Genomic DNA, 19,999 nt, shown 5'->3' on the forward strand with positions numbered 1-19,999 from the left:
GAGGATCCGCCGGACCGGACGAGGTCTCGGAGAAGCCCGACTTCACCGGGCTGCACGCGACGTACATCAACTGCACCCTCAACCGTTTCCCCGAGCGCAGCCACACGCAGGGCGTGATCGACCGCAGCGTCGCGATCATGGAGGCGAACGGGGTCGGCGTGGACCAGTTCCGCGCGGTCGATCACGACATCGCCACCGGCGTCCGCCCGGACATGACCGAGCACGGGTGGGACACCGACGAATGGCCGGCGCTGCTGACCCGGGTCCTGGCCGCCGACATCCTGGTCATCGCCGGGCCGATCTGGCTCGGCGACAACAGCTCGGTGACCCGCCGGGTGATCGAGCGGCTCTACGGGTACTCCGGCGTGCTCAACTCCCACGGCCAGTACGCCTACTACGGGCGCGTCGGCGGCTGCCTGCTCACCGGCAACGAGGACGGGCTCAAGCATTGCGCGTCGAGCATCCTGTTCATCCTGCAGCACATCGGGTTCACCGTCCCGCCGCAGTCCGACGCGGGCTGGCTCGGCGAGGTCGGGCCCGGCCCCTCCTACCTCGACGAGGGCTCCGGCGGCCCGGAGAACGACTTCACCAACCGCAACGTCGCGTTCATGACCTACAACCTGCTCCACACCGCGTCCATGATCCGCCGAGCGGGCGGGTTCCCGGCCTACGGCAACCAGCGCACGGCCTGGGACGCCGGCACGCACCCCGACCACGCCAACCCGGAGTACCGATGACCGGGCGTGACAGCCGACCACGAGGAGGACGTCACATGATCGCCGTGACCGACAATCGTTCTGCGAACCGGTTCGAGGCTCGCGACGGTGAGACCGTGGCCGGTTTCGCCCAGTACGCACGCACGTCGGAGCTCATCGCGTTCGTGCACACCGAAGTCGATCCCGCCTTCGAAGGGCGTGGCGTCGGCTCGTCGCTGGCCCGCGAAGGCATCGCCTCGGCGCAGGCGGAAGGGCTCCGAGTGCTCGCGGTGTGCCCGTTCATCGCCGGCTGGCTGGCGCGCCACCCGGAACTCGCCCACCTCGAGTACCGGGCCGCCAGCACGGTCACGGACTGACTGCGCTCCCCACCCACGCGAAGGACATGAGACCGATGACAGCACCGTCGACGACGAGCTGGCCGAGCCTGCGGGTCGCGGACTGGACCGACACCCGCGACACCCTGCACATGTGGACCCAGATCGTGGGCAAGATCCGCATGGCCCACGCCCCGCTGCTCAACCACTGGTGGCAGGTGCCCCTCTACGTCAGCCCGCGCGGGCTGACGACCTCGGCCATCCCGTACCGCACGGGAGCCTTCGAGATCGAGTTCGACTTCCTCGGCCACCGGCTCGAGGTCCGCAGCAGCGACGGCGGCACGCAGGGCTTCCCGCTGCAGCCGATGCCGGTCGCCGAGTTCTACGCGCAGATCATGGCCGAGCTGGACCGGCTCGGGATCGAGGCACCGATCCGACGGCACCCCAACGAGGTCGACCCGGCGATCCCCTTCACCGAGGACCACGAGCACGCCTCCTACGACGGCGAGGCGGCCGCCCTGTTCTGGCGGCAACTGCTGCAGGCGAACCGGGTGATCGGCGAGTTCCGGTCGCACTTCGTCGGCAAGGTCAGCCCGGTGCACTTCTTCTGGGGCTCGTTCGACCTGGCCTGCACCCGCTTCTCCGGGCGCCCGGCCCCGCCGCACCCCGGCGGCGTGCCCAACTGCGGGGACTGGGTCATGGTCGAGGGCTACTCCCGGGAGCTGTCCAGCTGCGGGTTCTGGCCCGGCGGTGGGGAGGAGGGCGCCTTCTACTCCTACGCCTACCCCGCACCCGACGGGTTCGCCGACCAGCCGGTCGGCCCCGACGGCGCGTACTTCAGCACCCAGCTCCAGCAGTTCCTGCTGCCCTACGAAGTCGCCCGCGCCGCACCCGACCCCGACCGCGCGGTCGCCGAGTTCCTCCACAGCACCTACGCAGCCGCCGCCGACCTCGGGAAGTGGGACCGCCCGGCGCTGGAGGACGACCCCCGCCGGTGGGCGTGACCACCACGGCGACGGACCCGCACCACACCCCAGCGCGAGAACGCTCCCCAGGAGGAACCCATGAGCACCGTCAAGCTCGCGATCGTCTACTACTCCGCGACCGGCACCCTCGACGCGATGGCGCACCACGCCGCCGACGGCGCGGAGAAGGCCGGCGCCGAGGTCCGGCTGCGCCGGGTCGCCCGCCCGGCAACCACCGGTGAGCGCGAGGCCACCGACGCCCAGGCCGCGCACGCCGAGGCCGCGGCGCAGACCCCGGCCGCCGAGCCCGACGACATCGTGTGGGCGGACGCCGTCCTGTTCGGCTCCCCCACCCGCTACGGCAACATCGCGGGGCAGCTCAAGACCTTCATCGACTCCCTCGGCCCGCAGTGGGGCCAGGGCCTGCTCGCCGACAAGGTCTACGCAGGCTTCACCGCCAGCCAGACGTCGCACGGCGGCCAGGAGTCGACGCTCCTCGCGCTGTACAACACGATCCACCACTTCGGCGGAATCGTCGTCGCACCCGGCTACACCGACCCGCTGAAGTTCGTCGACGGCAACCCCTACGGCGCCTCGCACGTCACCGGCGCGGACAACGCCCCGCTCGCCGACGCCGACATCGCCGCCCTGCACCACCTCGCCACCCGCGTCGTGACCGTCGCCGGCCGGCTGGCGAGCTGACCGAGGCGTGCGCAACCCCGTTCCCGACTACCTGCACGAGATCCTCGACAGCCTGCGCGACGACCGGGCCGGCACCGTCGCCGACTACATCCCGCAGCTCGCCGACGCCGACCCGGACGTCCTGGGCGTCGCGCTGGCGATCCCGAACGGGCGGACCTACTCGGTGGGCGACGACCGGGTCGAGTTCTCCATCCAGTCGATCTCGAAACCGTTCGCCTACGCGGCAGCGCTGATCGACCGCGGCGCCGACGCCGTCGACGCGACCGTGGGCGTCGAGCCCTCCGGTGAGGCGTTCGACGAGCTGTCGTTGGAAGGCGGCACCCACCGCCCGAAGAACCCGATGATCAATGCGGGTGCGCTCGCGGTCCACCACCTCCTGGCCGGCGACGACGCCACGAGCCAGGACCGGGTGACCCGCATCGTCGAGTTCCTCTCCGAGCTCGCCGGCCGCGTCCTGACCGTGGACGAGGACGTCTACCGCTCCGAGATCGAGACCGCCGACCGCAACCTCGCGATCGTGCACATGCTGCGCAACTACGGGGTCGTCGCCGGCAGCGCACACGCCGTCGTGGACGGCTACACGCGGCAGTGCGCGGTGCGGGTCACCGTCCGGGACCTCGCCGTCATGGGCGCGACACTGGCCAACGCCGGCGTCCAGCCCGTCACCGGGAACCGGGTCGTTCCCGCCGCCGTCGCGCGCCGGACGCTGGCGGTGATGGCCGGCTGCGGCATGTACGACGCCGCAGGCGACTGGCTGGTCCGGGTCGGCATCCCCGCCAAGAGCGGCGTGGCCGGGGGCCTGATGGGAGCACTGCCGGGCGAGCTCGGTCTCGGCACGGTCTCGCCCCGCCTGGACACGCACGGGAACAGCGTGCGCGGGGTCGCGATCTGCGAACGTCTCTCCCGCGACATGGGGATGCACCTGATGGACGCCGAACCCCACGGGATCACCGCCGTCCGGGGGGTATCGGTCGAGGGCGGCACCACCGTCTACGAGATCCAGGGGGTCATCCACTTCCCCGGTGCCGAGGCGATCCTCGACCGCCTGTCCGGCGATGCGATCAGCACGCCCACGGTCACCCTTGACCTGACACGCGTCGACCGGTTCAGCGACGTCGGCCGCCGCATGGTCCTCGAAGCACTGCGCCGCCTGACGCTCGACGGCCACACCACCGCACTCGTCGACCCCGACACCGTCCTCCCCGATCCGGACCTCGGCGACGGCAGACGCCCGCTGGTGCGAGGCCGTGGCCGATACTCCCGCTGAGCGGGCGTCCCCGTTGCGTTGCGGTAGAACCGCGTCCTTCGACGGGTCACGCCTCCGGTGGTGGATCGTGGCCGAACTCACCGAACTGGTCGGCGCCGCTCCGCGTGAGCGTTCCGCGGAACGCGGTGGCCCTGTTCCTGGGGGTACGGCCTCGTAGTTCGGCTCTCGTGGGCGGGCCTTGGTCACCCTCGTAGCCTGCCGCTCGGCCTCCCCGCTGGGGGTGTCGGGTGCAGTCGCTCCGTTCGCCTACGCCCCTTGCGTGCCGGCGTGGTCGGGTTGGGTTCATTACCGAATACCGTGGTGGCGTTGGCGGCCGTTCCCGGCGTGGGGGCACGCCTGTATTTCGACGAGACCGTCACCGCCGGGTGCCTACGCGACTATCCGGTTGTCCCGATCCGCCACCCCCTCACACCCGCCAACGGAAACCTGCGGACCACCGCGTTCCGCGTTCCGCGGAACGCACCGAAACACCCCGAAAATGTCAGACCCCACTGCCATCCTGGAAGCGAACACCAGCCCGCTATCAGGAGGCCCTCCTATGCCCACTGCCGTGATTTCCCGACCCACCCCCGGCCCACTGCGCTGCCCACATCGGCGCCCACCCGGTTGCCCGGGTCGCCGCCTGGATCGCCGCCTCCCGAGTTGCCCGGCTCCGTGGCAGGCCTGATGCAGCGCATGAGCACCGATGATCTCGAGTCGGAACTGTTGACCTTGGCCGGGCACATCGCCGCCGCCGAATGCCACTTCCTCCAGCTGCTCGCCGAGTTCGACGACCGCGGCGGCTGGTGCGGCGACGGGATCCGCTCCTGTGCCCACTGGCTGTCCTGGCGAGCCGGGATGAACCTGCGCACCGCCACCGAGCGCGTCCGGGTCGCCCACGCCCTGCAACAGCTACCGAAGATCCGGGAGGCGTTCGGCGCCGGGAAGATCTCCTACTCCAAAGTGCGGGCCATCAGCCGGGTCACCGGCACCGACACCGACACCCTCACCCAGATCGGCGCCGCCATCGCCGCCGGCGACCCGAAATGGCGCCACACCCGGGTCGCGGACCCCGAAGCCGCGGAACGGGTCCTGCTGAACGTGGCCCTGTGCGGCACCGCCAGCCACATCGAAACCGTGGTCGCGGCGGTCCGCCGCCTGCACACCCCACCGCAGGACACCGCGGCCCGCCGGTCGGTGACCTGGCGCACCGACGACGACGGATCCCTGCTGGTCCTCGTCCGGTTCACTCCCGACGCGGGCGCCGCGTTCATCGGCGCGATCGAAGCTTTGGTCCCGCCCAAGATCCCGCCCCGCTACTCGGACGCCCCCGCACCGGAAGACCTGGACGAGCGATCGCGGGAACAGGAACCCGGGCCGGTGGTGGACCGGATGGCGGCCCACCGCGCCGACGCACTCCTGGCCCTGGTCACCCGCACTGCCAGCACCACGACCGCCGGCACCGGCGCCGTCCGCGGCGGCGAGGCGGAGCCGGTGGTGGAGCCGGTGGTGGAGCGGGGCAACAGCCAGGTGGTCGTGCACCTCGATGTCAACTCCGGGACGGCCCGGATCGCCGGCGGCCCGGAGATCGCGGCCCCGACCGCGGAACGACTCGCCTGCGACGCCCGGGTGCAACTACTACTCGACGACCGCGAGGGAAACCGGATGTACCTGGGCCGGTCCCGGCGCCTGGCCACCCCGGCCCAGATCACCGCACTCATGGCCCGGGACGGCGAACGGTGTCAATTCCCTGGGTGTACTCACACCCGCTATCTTCAGGCGCATCATGTGCGGCATTGGCTCCACGGTGGGCCTACGGATATCGACAACCTGGTTCTGATCTGCTCGTTTCATCATCTCGCGATCCATGACCACGGCTATCGCATTCACCGGCGGCCGGGACGGTGGGAGTTCCTCCGCCCGGACGGCACCCCGATCCCCGAGCCGATGGTGTTGAGCGGCCGCGCGGAAAGCCTGATCGAAATGCACACCTGGGATCAGTTGCGGATCGACCGCAAAACCCTGTCGCCGCAGTGGTTCGGCGAACGACTCGACGTGGATCCCATCCTGGGCGCACTGCTGCCCAGGAGAACCCGAACCGCAGCCTGACCCTGCCGAGTGGCGTTCCGCGGAACGCGCGGGCCGGGCCGGAGAAGGTCTCCAGCTGATCTGAGCGAGCGTGACCGGTACGCGTGGGAAATGCGAGGAACACGGCGGCACTCCAGCTGCGTTCCGCGGAACGCGGGCGCACAAATTCACGGCGAGTGGACCACGCCACGTTGCGGCTCACCTGCGCGAGGAACGCTGACCCCGGCGACGGTGGGGGGTGACTCGACGCCCCCGCGCGCTCCATCGGTTCGTCATAGCGGCTGCCCCGGCGGACGGCTGATCCGGTGGAGCGGCTACGCGACGGTCGGTGACACCCGGTAGAAGTACGGGCCGGCACCGTTCTGGGCGATCCCGATCAGCAGCGGAGCGAGGTCCTCGACCTGGCGTGCCATCTCCAGCCCGCCGACGTGGATCGGTTCGAACCCGGCGTCCCGGTTGAGCCGGTCGACGAGCTCGCGGATCTCCGGCTCCGCGGCCACCAGGTTGCCCGGGGGCGTCGCCTGCCCCGCAACCTTGTTGTACTCCGAGGCGAAGTTGGCGCTGAACGACTTCGCCACCGGACCGCCGGTGAGGGACCGGACGAGGTGCGCGTTCGACTCATGGCCGGGAGCGCGCAGGCCGTAGACGTTGGTGGCGTCGACCGCGGGCTTGCCGGCGATGCCGGTGACCCGGCCGAGGGCGTCGGCGACCCGGTCGCCGGGGACGGCGACCACGAGGACGTCGGCGTCGGTGCCGTCGCCGCCGTCGCGGCCCAGAACGGTGACGGTGTGCCCGGCCGCGGTCCACAGCGCGGCGAGGCCACCTCCGACGTTGCCGCGGCCAACAACGGTGATCTTCATACGGCAACGCTAGGCGGATCCGCATCCGTCCGGATCGGGCACGCAATCGGTCAGCGACACACAGCCGGCTCAGTCGCCGGCTGCGCCGAGTCGCAGGTCGCCTGCGAAGTCGATCCGGGCCAGCTCGGCACGGGAGGTGATGCCCAGCTTGGGGTAGACGCTGGCCAGGTGGTGGCCGACCGTGCGAGGGCTGATCAACAGCTGGGCCGCGATCTCCCGGTTGGTCAGGCGGTCCGCAGCCAGCCGCGCGACCCGCAGCTCCTGCGCGGTCAGCCCGGCCGCGGTCGCGGCATCGGACACGCGGGGGGCGGCCGGCCGCTCGGTCAGTGCCTGCTCGCGCAGCGCCCGCACCCGCAGCGGTTCCGCGCCGAGGCGCTCGAAGACCTCGGCCGCCCCGGCGAGCTGGATCCGGGCGTCGGCCCGGCGGCGCGCGCGCCGCAGCCACTCTCCGTACAGCAGCCGGGTGCGGGCGTACTCGAGCGGGTTCGCCCCCGCCCCCGCGACGTCCAGCGCGGCCCGGAACGACGTCTCGGCCGCCGCCCCGTCCTGGACAAGGGCGCGCAGGCGGTGGCCCGCCGTGCGGGCCCAGGTCGCCCCCGTGCGCTGCGCCCACTCCTCCACCAGGACGACCTGGGCCTCGACGACGTCGATGCTGCCGACCTGCACCGCCGCCTCCGCGGTGTCCACGGCGGCGAGCAACGCGATCGTGGGGTGCGCGGCCTCGTGGCCGGGCTGGGTGAGAGACAGCAGGTCGCTCAGCGCCTCCTGGGGACGACCGTCGAACAGCGCCGCCCGTCCGCGGATCCAGTACGTCGACGCGCTGAGCGCCCGCACCCCGCGCGGGGCCGAGACCTGCAGGATCCGGGTGGTGTGCTCGTCGACGCTGCGGTGCTCGCCGCGGGCGGCGGCCAGCAGCCCGAGGGAGCCGCGGCTCTGGGTGGCCACGTGATCGGCCCCGATCTCCTCGGCCAGCCGCAGCCCCTCGGCCGCCGCCGCAACCGCGGCATCCCACCGGCCCGCGGTCGTGTCGAGGATCGCCTCCTGGGCCAGCACCACCGCCAGCGCGGTGAGCTCGTGCCGCCGCCGCAGCTGTACTGCCTGCACGCGCAGCACGTCGAGCAGCCCGCCCTCGACGCCCCAGGCCTGGACGAGCGGCACGGGCGGGAGCAGCCCCCATGCGGCCGCACCGAGCCGGGCGACCGTGCCGCTGTCCAGGTCCAGAGGGGCCGGGGTGACCTCGCCGGTCTCGTCGTAGCAGGACCACCAGTTGCGCAGCACGGGCGCCAGCTCCGACAGCGCCGGGTCGCCGTCGGTGTCCACGGCCCGCACCTGCTGCAGCGCCTCCTGCTGCAGATCGGACCGGCCGGCCGACCACGCGGCGCGGACCGCCACCGTGCCCAGCTCCACCGCGCGCCACGTCTCGGGAACCACGGTCATGTCGCAGACCAGGTAGCGGTGGGCCCGCTCGGGCACGCCGTGGGCGAACTCGAGGATGCCGCGCAGGCCGCCGCTCATCCGTGCGGCGGGAAGCTCGCCGCACAGGCGCTCGGCGTCGTCGAGCAGGTGCCGCGCCACCTCGGCCTGGCCGGCGTCCCACGCGGCACGGGCGGCCGCGGCCAGTCGCCGCCCCGCCGCGTCCGGCGCAGGCGAGAGCTCGGCCGCCCGCCGCAGCGTGCGGGCCGCCATCGGCCCCGCGCTGCGTTGCAGGCACTGCTCGGCGGCCTGCTCCAGCAGGGCCGCGACACCCTCGTCCGGGCCGTCGGCCGCCGCGGCCAGGTGCCAGGCCCGCTCCGCGGTGGCGTCCGCCGGCAGGGCAGCGGCCAGCGCGCGGTGCGCGGCCTGCCTCTCCAGGAAGGGGGCACCGTCGTAGACCGCCGCGCGGACCAGCGGGTGCCGGAACTCCAGCCGGGCCCCCGAGGCGCGGACCAGGCCGGAGCGCGCGGCCTCTTCCCAGGCGGACGTGTCGACGCCCCATCCGGACCCGGCACGGTGCAGGACGTGCCGGTCGCCCCGGTCCTCGGCGGCGGCCAGCAGCAGCAACGCCCGGGCCGACGGCTTCAGGGCCTCGACCCGCGCGCAGAACGCCCGCTGCAACCGCGGCCCGACCGGCACCGGCCCCCCGGACGGCAGGAGGGGCGCATCGCCCTCGGTCTCGCGGTCGAGGGTCGGCAGTTCGTGCAGCGCCAACGGGTTGCCCCCCGCCGCCCGGACCGCGTGGTCGACCAGCGCCCCGTCGGCATCCGGCACGACGGCGTCGACCAGCCGGCGTGCGTCGTCGTCGGCCAGGCCCACGACCTCCATCGCCGGCAACCCCTCCCACGGCCCCGAGGTGGGATCCTCGTGTCCGGTGAGCAGCACCACGACCGGCTCCGTCGCCACCCGGCGCGCGACGAAGCCCAGGCAGTGCGCGGTCGCCTCGTCGACCCACTGCGCGTCGTCCACCACGACGAGCACCGGTCGCTCCCGGGCGAGACCGCTGACCAGCGACAGCACGGCCGCGCCGATGAGGAACCGGTTGGTCGTGTCACGGCTGATCCCCAGCGCGCCGCGCAGCGCCGCGGCCTGCGGGGCGGCGAGCGTCTCCAGCCGGTCCACCACCGGCCACAGCAGCTCGTGCAGCGCCGCGAAGGCGAGCCCCGACTCCATCCGGGTGCCCCGGCACCGCAGCACGGTCGCGTCGGACGCCGCCGCGACGGCGTGTTCGACCAGGGCGGTCTTGCCGATGCCCGGCTCACCCCACAGCACGAGCGCGGCACCCGCGCCGTGTGCCGCCCGGTCCAGCAGCCCGTCGAGGGCCGCCGTCTCGGCGCGCCGCCCGAACAGCTCCATGCCCCACCCCAGAACGTCTCGCGAGGCCGCAATGGTGCGGCGATTCCGAGGCTATAGCCCGATCTGCCCATCACGTGCGGCGCTCCGCCTCCGCGGGTGACCGATTGGGTGTCCGATTCGCCCGGACCCGACCCTTCGTAGCGTCGCCGTCCATGGTGTTGAGCTCGTGAGTCGGGACGCGACCGACAGGACCGGCGCCGCTGTGACGATCGGGCTCGAGGAGACGACCCCGGTGGGCGCCTACGTCGTCCGGCTCGGCGACGGGCCGCCGGTCGGCAGGGCCCAGTTCGTCGATCCACCCGGCGCGGCAGGCGAGCGGATCTTCTTCCACACCGAGGTCGACGAGGAGTACGGCGGCCGCGGCCTGGCCGGCCTGCTGCTGCGGGAGGCGCTCGCGGACAGCATCCGCAGGAAGCTCACCGTGGTGCCCGTGTGCCCGCTGTTCGCCCGGCACCTGAAGGCCCACGGCGACGAGTTCGTCGCCGCCGGGGGTGCGTTCCGCCGCCCGATCCGCGACGATCTCGCGGTGGTGGCGCGCGCGACACGGGGCGAGGTATGAGACCTGCGCTGGACAAGGTGATGCCCGACGCCTGGCAGGCCGCGCAGGCGTTCTCGGCGGCGATCCGGGACGCGGCGTCGGCACGGGGCCTCTCGGCGCAGGAGGGCGAGCTGATCAAGGTCCGCGCGTCGCAGCTCAACGCGTGTGCGTTCTGCCTCGACCTGCACTCCCGCCAGGCGCGCCAGGCGGGGATCGGGCAGCAGAAGCTGGACCTGTTGCCCGCGTGGCGGGAGGCCGGGCTGTTCGACGAGCGGGAGCGTGCGGTGCTCGCGGTGGCGGAGGCCGCGACCGTGCTCCCCGTGACCGAGGAGGCGGAGGCCGACCTGCTCGGCGCCCGGTCGGTCCTCGGCGAGGAGGCCTTCGTCGCGGCCGAGTGGGTGGCGGCCACGATCAACGCGTTCAACCGGATCTCGATCCTCAGCCGGCATCCGGTCCGTCCCCGCGACAGCGGCGGGAAGGTCGTCCGATGACGAACCTCGACCCCCGGCCCGACCTGGAGGTGCTGGACGGCGGGCAGCCGTGCACGGCGGTCGAGGTCCTCGAGCCGCGCCAGGTGCCCCTCGGGGGCGTGCGGGCGACGACGGTGCACCGGACCCTCCCGCAGCGGCGCAGGTCGCTGGTGGGGGCGTGGTGCTTCCTGGACCACTACGGCCCCGACGACGTCGCGGTCACCGGGGGCATGCAGATGCCGCGGCATCCGCACACCGGGCTCGCGACGGTGTCGTGGCTGTTCAGCGGCCACATCGAGCACCTCGACTCCGGTGGCACCGCGGCCCCCGTCGTGCCGGGGGAGCTCAACCTGATGATCGCGGGGCGGGGCATCACCCACCAGGAGCTCAGCGCCGCCGGGACGCGGACCCTGCACGGCGTGCAGCTCTGGTACGCGCTGCCGGACGAGACGCGGTTCGGCGAGAACGCCTTCGCCCACTACGCGCCCGAGCCGGTGACGCTCCCCGGTGTCACGGCGAGGGTGTTCCTCGGGGCGCTCCTCGGGTCCGTGTCCCCGGTCGAGACGCGGACGCCCGACCTGCTCGGTGCCGAGCTGGTCCTCGCCCCGGGCACCACGGCCCGGCTGCCCGTGCGAGCCGACTTCGAGCACGCCGTCCTCGCCGAGAACGCGGAGGTCACGGTGAACTCCGCCGCCGTCGGACACCGATCGCTCGCGTACGTCCCGCCCGGCGCCGACACGCTGGTCGTCACCGCCGGTGACGAGGAGGCCCGCGTGATCCTGCTCGGCGGCGTCCCGCTGGACGAGCAGATCGTGATGTGGTGGAACTTCGTCGGCCGCGACCACGACGAGATCGTCGAGTTCCGGCGCCGCTACCAGGCCGAGCTCGGGTTCGAGCCGGCCGATCCGCGGGACGAGGGAAGGCCCGCTCTGTTCGGCACCTTCCCACCGGGCCAGCTGCCGCCGCTGCCCGCTCCACCGCTGCCGAACACCCGGTTGCTCCCGCGCGAGCAGTAGGGCGGGGGTTGATCAGCGGTGCGGGCCGTGACCGATTGACCGGCCGATCCGCTGCTCGCCGCAGCGCCCGACACTGAACCCCGTGAGTGATCTCGTGTTCGGCCTCGACACCTTCGGCGACGTGCCCGAGGACGACTCCGGCGCCCTCGTCTCCCACGCCGAGGCGATCCGCCAGGTCGTCACCGAGGCGATCCTCGCCGACGAGCTCGGCGTCGACGCCCTCACGCTCGGCGAGCACCACCGACCCGACTACGCGATCTCCACTCCCGAGACCGTGCTCGCCGGCATCGCCACCCGCACCTCCCGGATCCGGCTGGGCTCCGGCGTCACCGTGCTGAGCTCCGACGACCCCGTGCGCGTCTTCCAGCGCTTCGCCACCCTCGACGCGATCTCCTCGGGCCGCGCCGAGGTGATCCTCGGGCGCGGCTCGTTCACCGAGTCGTTCCCCCTGTTCGGCTACGACCTCGCCGACTACGAGGTGCTCTTCGAGGAGAAGCTCGAACTGTTCGTCCAGCTCCTGGACGAGAATCCGGTGACGTGGACCGGCACGGTGCGCGCCGCGCTCGACAGCGCCGACGTGTACCCCAAGACCGACTCCGGGCGCCTGAGCACCTGGGTCGGCGTCGGCGGTTCGCCGCAGTCGGTCCTCCGCACCGCCCGCCACGGCCTGCCGCTCATGCTCGCCATCATCGGCGGCCCGCCCGGGCGGTTCACCCCGCTCATCGACCTCTACCGCCGCGCCACCGAGCGGCTCGGCACCACCGCGTGGCCCGTCGGCATGCACTCACCCGGTTTCGTCGCCGACACCGACGACGAGGCCAGGCAGGTGCACTACCCCCGCTACAAGGTCCTCCACGACCGCATCGGCGCCCTGCGCGGCTGGCCGCCGCTGCGTTGGGCGGACTACGCCGCCGAGGTCGAGCACGGCTCGATGTACGTCGGCTCCCCGGAGACCGTCGCCCGCAAGATCGCCCGGTCCGTCCGCACGCTCGGCGTCGGCCGGTTCGACATGATCTACACCGGCGGCTCGCAGCCGATGAGCGCCCGCCTGCGCAGCGTCGAGCTCTACGGCAGCAAGGTCGTCCCCATGGTCCGCGACATCCTCTCCGAGACGGCATGACCACCATCGCGATCCTGGGGGCCGGCAAGGTCGGCACCGTGCTCGCGCGGCTCGCCGTCGCCGCGGGCTACCGCGTGCTCGTCGCCGGCTCGGGCGACCCGGCGAAGATCGCGCTCATCGTCGAGGTCGTCACGCCCGGCGCGACCGCCACCACCGCCACCGCGGCGGCCGAGCAGGCCGACGTCGTCGTCCTCGCCCTCCCCCTCGGCAAGCACCGCACGCTCCCCGCCGACGCGCTGCGCGGCACGCTCGTCGTCGACGCCATGAACTACTGGTGGGAGACCGACGGCATCCGCGGCGACCTCACCGACCCGCGCACCTCCTCCAGCGAGATCGTGCAGGCCTTCCTGCCCGGAGCCCGTGTGGTCAAGGCGCTCAACCACATGGGCTACCACGACCTCGAGGACGAGGCCCGCCCCGCCGCGGCGCCCGGACGAAAGGCGCTCGCCGTCGCCGGAGACGACACCACCGACGTCGCCGCGGTCGCCCGGCTCGTCGACGCGCTCGGATTCGACCCCGTCGTCGCGGGCCCGCTCGCCGAGGGAGTCCGCTTCGAGCCCGGCGCCGAGCTGTTCGGCGCGAACGTCGACGCCGCGGAGGTCCGCGCCATGCTCGAGCGATTCCCCGAATCCCCGCGCGGCCGTGCCGTGGCTCGAGCCCGCTCGACCGGACCCGACGACGCGACCTGGGAAGCCATCGCATGAGCAACACCGCCACGGTCCCGGTCGAGCTCACCTGACCTGGCGGCGCACACGGGCACCGGCGGGGCCGAGATCCGCTCACCCAGCGAGCTTCCGGCGGGGGGCACTAGCCGAGGTCGAGCGCCCCGCTGGGGCACAGCCGGACCGCCTCGGCCACGGCCTCGCGCAGCTCCTCCGGGGGGTCCGACAGGAGCACCGTGACCAGTCCGTCGTCCTCCCCCTGGTCGAAGACCTGCGGCGCGGTGAGCGCGCACATGCCGGCGCCGATGCAGACGGTGGTATCGGCGAAGATCCGCATGCTCCGCCTACCAGGTCACCGGCAGCTCGTGGACGCCGTACACGATGCCGCCGTGCTTGTAGGGCAGCTCGTCCACGGGCGCGGCGACCTGCAAGGTGGGGATGCGCGCGAACAGGCTGGAGAACGCGATCTCCAGTTCCAGTCGGGCGAGGTTCTGCCCGAGGCACTGGTGGACACCGTAGCCGAACCCGACGTGGTGCCGGCTGCCGCGGCGGACGTCGAACCGCTCGGGCTCGGGGAACACCGCGGGGTCCCAGTCGGCCGCGGCCAGCAAGGCGATCACCCCCTCGCCGACGCGGATCGGGGTGCCGCTGAGCTCGGTGTCCTCGGCCGCGATCCGGGTGGTGACGAGGTCGGCGATGCTGAGGTAGCGCAGCAACTCCTCGACGGCACCAGGAAGCAGTTCGGGGTCCGACCTGAGCGCGGCGAGTTGGTCGGGATGCTCCAGCAGCGCCACGGTGCCGAGCGAGATCATGTTGGCGGTGGTCTCGTGGCCCGCGTTGAGCAGCATCAGGCACATCATCAGCAGCTCGTCCCGCCGCAGCTCACCGGCGGGCTCCAACTGCTCGGCGACGAGCTTGCTCATCAGGTCGTCGCCGGGCCCCTGCTGCTTGCGGGTGATCAGCCCGTCCATGTAGGCGCGCAGCTCCCCCAACGCGGCGGCGAACTGCTCCGCGGTGCTCGCCCCCGATACGGTGATCTTGCTCCTCCCCTGGAAGAACTCGTGGTCGTCGTAGGGCACGCCGAGCAGCTGGCAGATCACCAGCGAGGACAGGGGGAGCGCGAACGCATCGACCAGGTCCACCGGTGGTGTCCGGGTGAGCAGATCGTCCAGCAGCCTGTCCACGGTGGCCTGGATGCCGGGGCGCATCGTCTTGATGCGCTTGGCGGTGAAGTCCTGGATGAGCATGCGCCGGTAGAAGCTGTGCTGCGGCGGGTCCATCCGGATGAACGGCGGGCGTTGCAGGATCTGCGCCGCGCCCGGGACGAGCGCGGGGAAGCCGGGGCGGGTGCCGTCGGCGCTGAACACCGGGCTGCTCAGGACGGTCCGGACGTCGTCGTACCGGGTCACCAGCCAGGCGGTGCCGCCGGTGGGCAGCTGCACCCTGGACACGGGTTCCGCGGCCCGCAGCCGGTCGTACTCCAGCGGTGGGGCGAACGGGCACTGGCGCGGGATGGGGAAGTTCCGGTGGTCAGGGGTCGTGATCCGGGACATCGGCCACCTTCGTAATCGTAGGAGAACCCTCCACTTACGTGGGTGCGGTACGCTAGCACAAGCGAAGGGCTTTCCTCCACATCTCCAGGGAGATGGGTACCGGGTTGACCGAGAGCACGTCCCGACTGCGCGCGGACGCACGCCGCAACCGCGAGCAGATCATCGCCGCGGCCCGCGAGATGTTTCTCGAGCAGGGCACCAACGCGTCGCTGGAGGAGATCGCCCGACGCGCCGGCGTCGGTATCGCCACCCTCTACCGGCGGTTTCCCGAACGCCACACGCTCGTCCAGCAGGTCGCCTTGGAGAACATGGCCCTGGTCGGTGCGGAGCTGGACCGCGCCACCGCCGAGCACCAGGACGCCTGGAACGCGCTGGCGCAGGTCATACGCCGCTTGGTGGACCTCCGCGTCGGCGCCTTCATGCCGGTGCTGGCCCTCGACCTCGAGGAGGACATGCGCAGCGAGGGGGGAGTGCTCAAGACGCGGCGAGACCAGCTGTTGGCGCGGATGGAGCAGCTCGTCCGCACCGCGCAGCAGGAGGGGCAGCTCCGCCAGGCCATCACCCCGATCGACATCATGCTCGGGATCATCAAGCTGTCCCGCCCCCTGCCCGTCATCGGTGCCGAGCTGAACGCGCGGCTGATCGAGCAGCAGCTGGAGCTGTTCCTCGGCAGCCTCCACGCCGTGGCGCTCGACGCCTCCGAGCCGCTCCGTCGGCAGCGGCTGACCCTCGACGAGCTGGACCGCTACCTCGAGACGGCGGAGTAGCCGGCCTCGCTACCGGCTCGATCTCGCCGCGTCGCGCGGCGGATCGTCGTCGTCGGGAAGCCCGGCGATCGGCTCCACGTCGAACGCCCGCGCCACCGGCACGTCGGACATGCTGTGGACCACGATCGACACCGCGATCGTCAGCGCGACGAGCTCGAACACCGTCTGGGCCGCCGCGATCCCGGACTGGACGGCGAGCAGTCCGTACACCACCGACGCGAACCCCTTCGGGCCGAACCACGCCGCGGCGTACCGCTCGCGCTTCGGCAACCCCGCTCGCCACAGCGACACGAGCACCGACGCGGGCCGCACCACGAGCAACGCGAGCAGTGCGACCGCCCACTCCCCGATCGAGAGCTCGAGGAAGAACGTCGGCGTGAGCAGCGCGCCGAACACCAGCACGGCCGCGAACTTCGTCAGCTCGGACACGAGCTCCCCGAAACCCTCGAACGCGTGGCTCGCCCGCGGCGCCACGGTGGCCAGCGTGATGCCCGCCGAGAAGGCCGCGAGGTAGGCGTTGGCGTGCGTCATCTCGCACAGGCCGTAGAGCACGATGGCGATCGCCAACGGGGCCAGCGGCTGCAGCCGCGGTTCCGCGCCCAGCACCGGCAACCGCAGCAACAGTGTCACCACCAGCGGCAGGGCCACACCGAGCGCCAGCCCGAGCACGAGCTCGAGCACGACGTCGGCCGGATGGACCTCGCCGCCGGTCGCCAGCGCCAGGAACACCAGGACGAACGGCAGCGCGAGCCCGTCGTTGACCCCCGACTCGATGTTCAGCAGCTTGCGCAGCCGCCGCGGTACCTCCGAGCGGCTCACGATCGTGGACGCGAACACCGGGTCGGTGGGCGAGAGGATCGCCCCCACCAGCAGCGACGTCGTCCAGTCCAGGCCCACGAGGTAGTGCGTGGCAACCGCGATCAGCACCAGGGTGAGCGGCATCCCCAACCCCAGGGCCCGTCCCGAGAGCCGCCACCCGACGCGCAGCTGCCGCAGCGGCAGCCGGCCACCGTCGACGAACAGCACGGTGAACAGGGCGAGGTCGGCGAGCGCGCTGACGGCCGGATCGTCCGCCGACACGTCGATCAACCCCAGTGCCCCCGGCCCGACCAGCGCGCCGGCCACGAGGAACACCAGCGCCGTGGACAGCACCGACCGCGCGGCCAGCCCGGACAGCGCGACCGTCACGAGCAGCACCACACCGAACGTCAGGACCAGGACCACGTCGCTCCTCTCGCCCGACCGGCCGACCTCGGCACCGCGGACGAGCGCGCCCCAGAGCGTGCACCCGGCTCGGGCGCGTCAGGCTATCGCCGTTCCGCCGGAGTGGCCGCCCGACCGGCCGGCGCCTACGATCGCAGGCAGGGCGCGCCGGGAAGTCTGGTCGGCACCGACCGGAACCTGCGCGGAAGGCCCTGACGATGATCCGATCATCCATCCCCCACCCCCACGGCAGGCCGGCCCTCGTGGGGACCGCGCGGCGCGAGTCCGACCAGTTCGGGGAGGCAACACCGTGCTCACGACAGTCCTGATCGTCCTCATCGCGTTGGTGGTGCTGCTCGTCGGCAGCGGTGTCCGGATGGTGCAGCAGTACCAGCGGGGGGTCGTGCTGCGGTTCGGCCGGCTGCTGCCCGAGGTCCGCGAGCCCGGCCTGCGGCTGATGATCCCGCTCGCGGACCGCATGGTGAAGATCCCCATCCAGACCGTCGTGCTGGACGTCCCGCCGCAGGGGGCGATCACCCGGGACAACGTCACGGTCAGCGTCGACGCCGTCGTCTACTTCCGGGTCACCGAGCCGGTCAAGGCGGTGGTGAACGTCGAGAACTACCTCGGCGCGGTGTCGCAGGTCGCCCGGACCTCGCTGCGGTCGGTTATCGGCCGCGCCGACCTCGACACGATGCTGTCGGACCGGGAGCAGGTGAACTCGGAGCTCCGCGCCGTGATCGACACGCCCACCGACGACTGGGGCATCAGCATCGACCGGGTCGAGATCAAGGACATCGCCCTCCCGGAGGGCATGCGCCGGGCGATGGCGCGCCAGGCCGAGGCCGAGCGGGACCGCCGGGCGCGGGTCATCAACGCCGACGGCGAGTACCAGGCCTCCGCCCGGCTCGCCGACGCGGCGCGGGTCATGTCCGACACGCCGGGCGCCCTGCAGCTGCGGTTGCTCCAGACCGTCGCCGACGTGGCCTCCGACCAGAACAGCACCTTGGTGATGCCGATCCCGGTGGAGCTGCTCCGCTTCTTCGAGCAGGCCGCCGGCACCGGGACGGGTCAGGAACGCGCTCCCGCACCCGCCCGCGTCGAAGGCGAGCCGCAGCCCACGCCGCTGTCCGAGCCGCTGTCCGAGCCGGCGCCCCTCCCCCCGGAGACGTCACCCGCCGACGGCGACGGCGCCCCGCGGTAGGCGCGGCGTCACCACAGGTCCGGGGGCAGATCCTCGGTGACCACGTCCAGGTCGGAGCGTGTCCGAGCAGCGAAGACCAGCTGGACCCGCTCGTCGAACTCGGTCACCGTCAGCCGTCCGTCCCGCACCGCCCGTTCCAGGCGGCGGACGACGGCCTGCCGCTCGGTATCCGACACCCGGACGTCCCGCTGCACGACCCACCTCCTCCTGCTGCTGCGGGCCCGACGATAGGCCGCTCACCCGTGGATCGCCGCGCAGGCGAGCGGAGCGGGCGGCGCCGCGCGGGTCGTTCCCGATCGTGCTCGACGGGCCGGACACCGAGGCGTGCTGCAGCGCCGACGTCGTGCGCACCGCCGCGGACAGGTCGCCCTGCGCGGGCATGGTCCGTCCGAGATCCACGGCGTGTCACCGTTTCGTGACCTCCTGTGCCGGATGATCCCGCCGACCGCCGGGAACGCAACAGACATGATCCGCACGACACGACCGCGCGGGCGCTCCGCGCGGCTCCCGATCCTGCTCGCCGGCACCGTACTGGCCGCGGTGGCCTGCGGTGGACCCGAACCGGCCCCGCCGGCCGTGCCGGAGGCGCCCCTCGCCCCACCCGCGCCGATCGCGCCTCCCACCCCGCAGACCCCGCTCGCGGACGTCGAGGCCGAGGGCACCCTCGCCCCGCCCGACCAGGCGCAGGACGCGTTCACCTACGACCCGGCCCAGGCGCCGGTGGGCGCGGAGCTCGCGGTCGAGGCCGGGGCGTCGGACGGGGCCACGCGGGTACGGCTCGAGGTGGAAGGCCTGCTGCCCGACCGCGGCTACGCCGCCCACGCACACGCCCGGCCGTGCGGCCCCACCGGCGACGCCGCCGGACCGCACTTTCAGAACGAGGTCGACCCCGCCGCCACCCCGGAGCAGCCGTCCACCGACCCCGCGTACGCCAACCCGCAGAACGAGATCTGGCTCGACCTGCGCACCGACGCCGAGGGCGACGGCGAGGCGAGCACCGAGGTGCCGTTCGTGTTCAGCGACCGCGCACCCGCGTCGGTCGTCATCCACGAAGCCGAGACCACCGCCACCGCTGCAGGCGAAGCGGGATCCGCAGGCGGCAGGTTGGCCTGCCTCAACGTGCCGTTCGACCAGGTCGCGAGCGGGTGACCGCGCTGGTGGAGGTCCTCGCGGCTCGAAGCGGCGTCCGGCCCCCTCGACGTCAGGTGTGCCGCTGCTCGCGCCAGCGTTCGATGAGCGCGGGGAGCTCGGCGAACAGGTACGCGTAGAAGTCCCGCATCCCCTCCAGCCGCCGGGCCGCCGGGCTGCCGGGCGGGGTGCTCGCGACTCCCGCCTCCGCGATCTCCTGCATCACCTGGACCATCGCGTTCTGGCCACTCATCAACGTGGCCCACGCATCGTCACGCATGCGGAAGTGGGCGCGGCGGCTCCCCGGCACCGGGGCCGGCTCGATCAGCCCCACGGTGCGCAGCATCGTGATCGCCGCCGAGATCGACCCCGCGCTCGCGCCCAGCTGCTCGCCCAGTTCGGCCGCGGTCACCGATTCGCGGTCGGAGAACAGGAACGCCGCCAGGACGCGGGCGACCATGCGCTGCATCCCGTTCTGGTTCAACGCGAGCGCGAGACGCTCGGCCACCTCGCTGCTGTCGGCCACGCGTCCCTGCACCACCCTTCAGAAATCTCTGAAATCATGCTACCGTTCGCCGGTCGGTTCCGCCGGGACGGGGGGAGCCGTGGAGAGCCGGG

21 protein-coding genes are annotated in these 19,999 nt (G+C 72.7%); 14 read left to right on the forward strand and 7 right to left on the reverse strand.

Annotation, left to right across the window (positions count from 1 at the left end):
• The first annotated feature begins 50 nt into the window (after positions 1-50).
• The 6 genes from FB558_RS28280 (at position 51) to FB558_RS28305 (ending at position 6,052) form a co-directional block, all read left to right on the forward strand.
• Entirely contained in the window at positions 51-737 is a 687-nt protein-coding gene (locus tag FB558_RS28280; protein WP_211366954.1) for a flavodoxin family protein, read from the forward strand.
• Between the two features lie 35 nt (positions 738-772).
• Positions 773-1,072: a GNAT family N-acetyltransferase gene (locus tag FB558_RS28285; protein WP_142058461.1), complete on the forward strand. Its 300-nt coding sequence runs from the start codon at positions 773-775 to the stop codon at positions 1,070-1,072.
• 35 nt (positions 1,073-1,107) lie between these two features.
• On the forward strand, positions 1,108-2,034 hold the full coding sequence (locus FB558_RS28290; RefSeq protein WP_142058462.1) for a DUF5996 family protein: 927 nt from the start codon (positions 1,108-1,110) through the stop codon (positions 2,032-2,034).
• Positions 2,035-2,094: 60 nt separating this feature from the next.
• Positions 2,095-2,697 (forward strand): NAD(P)H:quinone oxidoreductase, encoded by a 603-nt coding sequence (wrbA, locus tag FB558_RS28295; RefSeq protein ID WP_142058464.1) that lies wholly within the window; start codon positions 2,095-2,097, stop codon positions 2,695-2,697.
• 7 nt (positions 2,698-2,704) lie between these two features.
• The gene (locus FB558_RS28300) at positions 2,705-3,964 is read left to right on the forward strand and encodes a glutaminase (protein ID WP_142058466.1); all 1,260 of its coding nucleotides are present in this window, start codon (positions 2,705-2,707) and stop codon (positions 3,962-3,964) included.
• 675 nt (positions 3,965-4,639) lie between these two features.
• Positions 4,640-6,052: an HNH endonuclease signature motif containing protein gene (locus tag FB558_RS28305; protein ID WP_211366888.1), complete on the forward strand. Its 1,413-nt coding sequence runs from the start codon at positions 4,640-4,642 to the stop codon at positions 6,050-6,052.
• Between the two features lie 293 nt (positions 6,053-6,345).
• Here FB558_RS28305 and FB558_RS43465 read toward each other — a convergent pair whose 3' ends face one another.
• Together FB558_RS43465 and FB558_RS28315 are read right to left on the reverse strand one after the other, a co-directional pair.
• Entirely contained in the window at positions 6,346-6,891 is a 546-nt protein-coding gene (locus FB558_RS43465; protein WP_170231562.1) for an NAD(P)-binding domain-containing protein, read from the reverse strand.
• A gap of 69 nt (positions 6,892-6,960) precedes the next feature.
• Positions 6,961-9,720 (reverse strand): helix-turn-helix transcriptional regulator, encoded by a 2,760-nt coding sequence (locus FB558_RS28315; RefSeq protein ID WP_142058471.1) that lies wholly within the window; start codon positions 9,718-9,720, stop codon positions 6,961-6,963.
• Positions 9,721-9,886: 166 nt separating this feature from the next.
• Between FB558_RS28315 and FB558_RS28320 the strand changes: the two genes are divergently transcribed.
• The 5 genes from FB558_RS28320 (at position 9,887) to FB558_RS28340 (ending at position 13,568) form a co-directional block, all read left to right on the forward strand.
• Positions 9,887-10,279, forward strand: coding sequence for an N-acetyltransferase (locus FB558_RS28320; RefSeq protein ID WP_142058473.1), 393 nt, complete (start codon positions 9,887-9,889; stop codon positions 10,277-10,279).
• On the forward strand, positions 10,276-10,749 hold the full coding sequence (locus tag FB558_RS28325) for a carboxymuconolactone decarboxylase family protein (RefSeq protein WP_142058475.1): 474 nt from the start codon (positions 10,276-10,278) through the stop codon (positions 10,747-10,749). The genes FB558_RS28320 and FB558_RS28325 overlap by 4 nt, the downstream gene beginning before the upstream one ends.
• A complete protein-coding gene (locus FB558_RS28330; protein WP_142058477.1) occupies positions 10,746-11,744 on the forward strand; it encodes a pirin family protein in 999 nt (332 codons plus the stop codon). The genes FB558_RS28325 and FB558_RS28330 overlap by 4 nt, the downstream gene beginning before the upstream one ends.
• 82 nt (positions 11,745-11,826) lie before the next feature.
• Entirely contained in the window at positions 11,827-12,864 is a 1,038-nt protein-coding gene (locus FB558_RS28335; RefSeq protein WP_142058479.1) for an LLM class flavin-dependent oxidoreductase, read from the forward strand.
• Positions 12,861-13,568, forward strand: coding sequence for an NADPH-dependent F420 reductase (locus FB558_RS28340; protein WP_142058481.1), 708 nt, complete (start codon positions 12,861-12,863; stop codon positions 13,566-13,568). The genes FB558_RS28335 and FB558_RS28340 overlap by 4 nt, the downstream gene beginning before the upstream one ends.
• Positions 13,569-13,671: 103 nt before the next feature.
• Here FB558_RS28340 and FB558_RS28345 read toward each other — a convergent pair whose 3' ends face one another.
• Both FB558_RS28345 and FB558_RS28350 read right to left on the reverse strand, forming a co-directional pair.
• Positions 13,672-13,863 (reverse strand): ferredoxin, encoded by a 192-nt coding sequence (locus FB558_RS28345; protein ID WP_142058483.1) that lies wholly within the window; start codon positions 13,861-13,863, stop codon positions 13,672-13,674.
• A gap of 7 nt (positions 13,864-13,870) precedes the next feature.
• A complete protein-coding gene (locus FB558_RS28350) occupies positions 13,871-15,079 on the reverse strand; it encodes a cytochrome P450 (RefSeq protein WP_142058485.1) in 1,209 nt (402 codons plus the stop codon).
• Between the two features lie 104 nt (positions 15,080-15,183).
• On the opposite strand from FB558_RS28350, the gene FB558_RS28355 reads away from it, so the two are divergent.
• On the forward strand, positions 15,184-15,846 hold the full coding sequence (locus FB558_RS28355; protein ID WP_170231563.1) for a TetR/AcrR family transcriptional regulator: 663 nt from the start codon (positions 15,184-15,186) through the stop codon (positions 15,844-15,846).
• Between the two features lie 9 nt (positions 15,847-15,855).
• Here the strand turns inward: FB558_RS28355 and FB558_RS28360 are convergent, their stop codons facing one another.
• A complete protein-coding gene (locus FB558_RS28360; RefSeq protein ID WP_142058489.1) occupies positions 15,856-17,070 on the reverse strand; it encodes a cation:proton antiporter in 1,215 nt (404 codons plus the stop codon).
• 289 nt (positions 17,071-17,359) lie between these two features.
• On the opposite strand from FB558_RS28360, the gene FB558_RS28365 reads away from it, so the two are divergent.
• Positions 17,360-18,253 carry a slipin family protein gene (locus tag FB558_RS28365; RefSeq protein WP_246106798.1) on the forward strand — a complete coding sequence of 298 codons (894 nt, stop codon included), beginning with the start codon at positions 17,360-17,362 and terminating at the stop codon, positions 18,251-18,253.
• A gap of 8 nt (positions 18,254-18,261) precedes the next feature.
• Here FB558_RS28365 and FB558_RS28370 read toward each other — a convergent pair whose 3' ends face one another.
• On the reverse strand, positions 18,262-18,447 hold the full coding sequence (locus FB558_RS28370; RefSeq protein WP_142058491.1) for a DUF1707 SHOCT-like domain-containing protein: 186 nt from the start codon (positions 18,445-18,447) through the stop codon (positions 18,262-18,264).
• 271 nt (positions 18,448-18,718) lie between these two features.
• On the opposite strand from FB558_RS28370, the gene FB558_RS28375 reads away from it, so the two are divergent.
• Positions 18,719-19,402: a superoxide dismutase family protein gene (locus FB558_RS28375; RefSeq protein WP_142058493.1), complete on the forward strand. Its 684-nt coding sequence runs from the start codon at positions 18,719-18,721 to the stop codon at positions 19,400-19,402.
• Positions 19,403-19,454: 52 nt separating this feature from the next.
• Here the strand turns inward: FB558_RS28375 and FB558_RS28380 are convergent, their stop codons facing one another.
• Positions 19,455-19,907, reverse strand: coding sequence for a GbsR/MarR family transcriptional regulator (locus FB558_RS28380; protein ID WP_142058495.1), 453 nt, complete (start codon positions 19,905-19,907; stop codon positions 19,455-19,457).
• Between the last annotated feature and the right edge of the window lie 92 nt (positions 19,908-19,999).

This window comes from Pseudonocardia kunmingensis (genome assembly GCF_006716445.1).
Taxonomy (GTDB): Bacteria; Actinomycetota; Actinomycetes; order Mycobacteriales; family Pseudonocardiaceae; genus Pseudonocardia; species Pseudonocardia kunmingensis.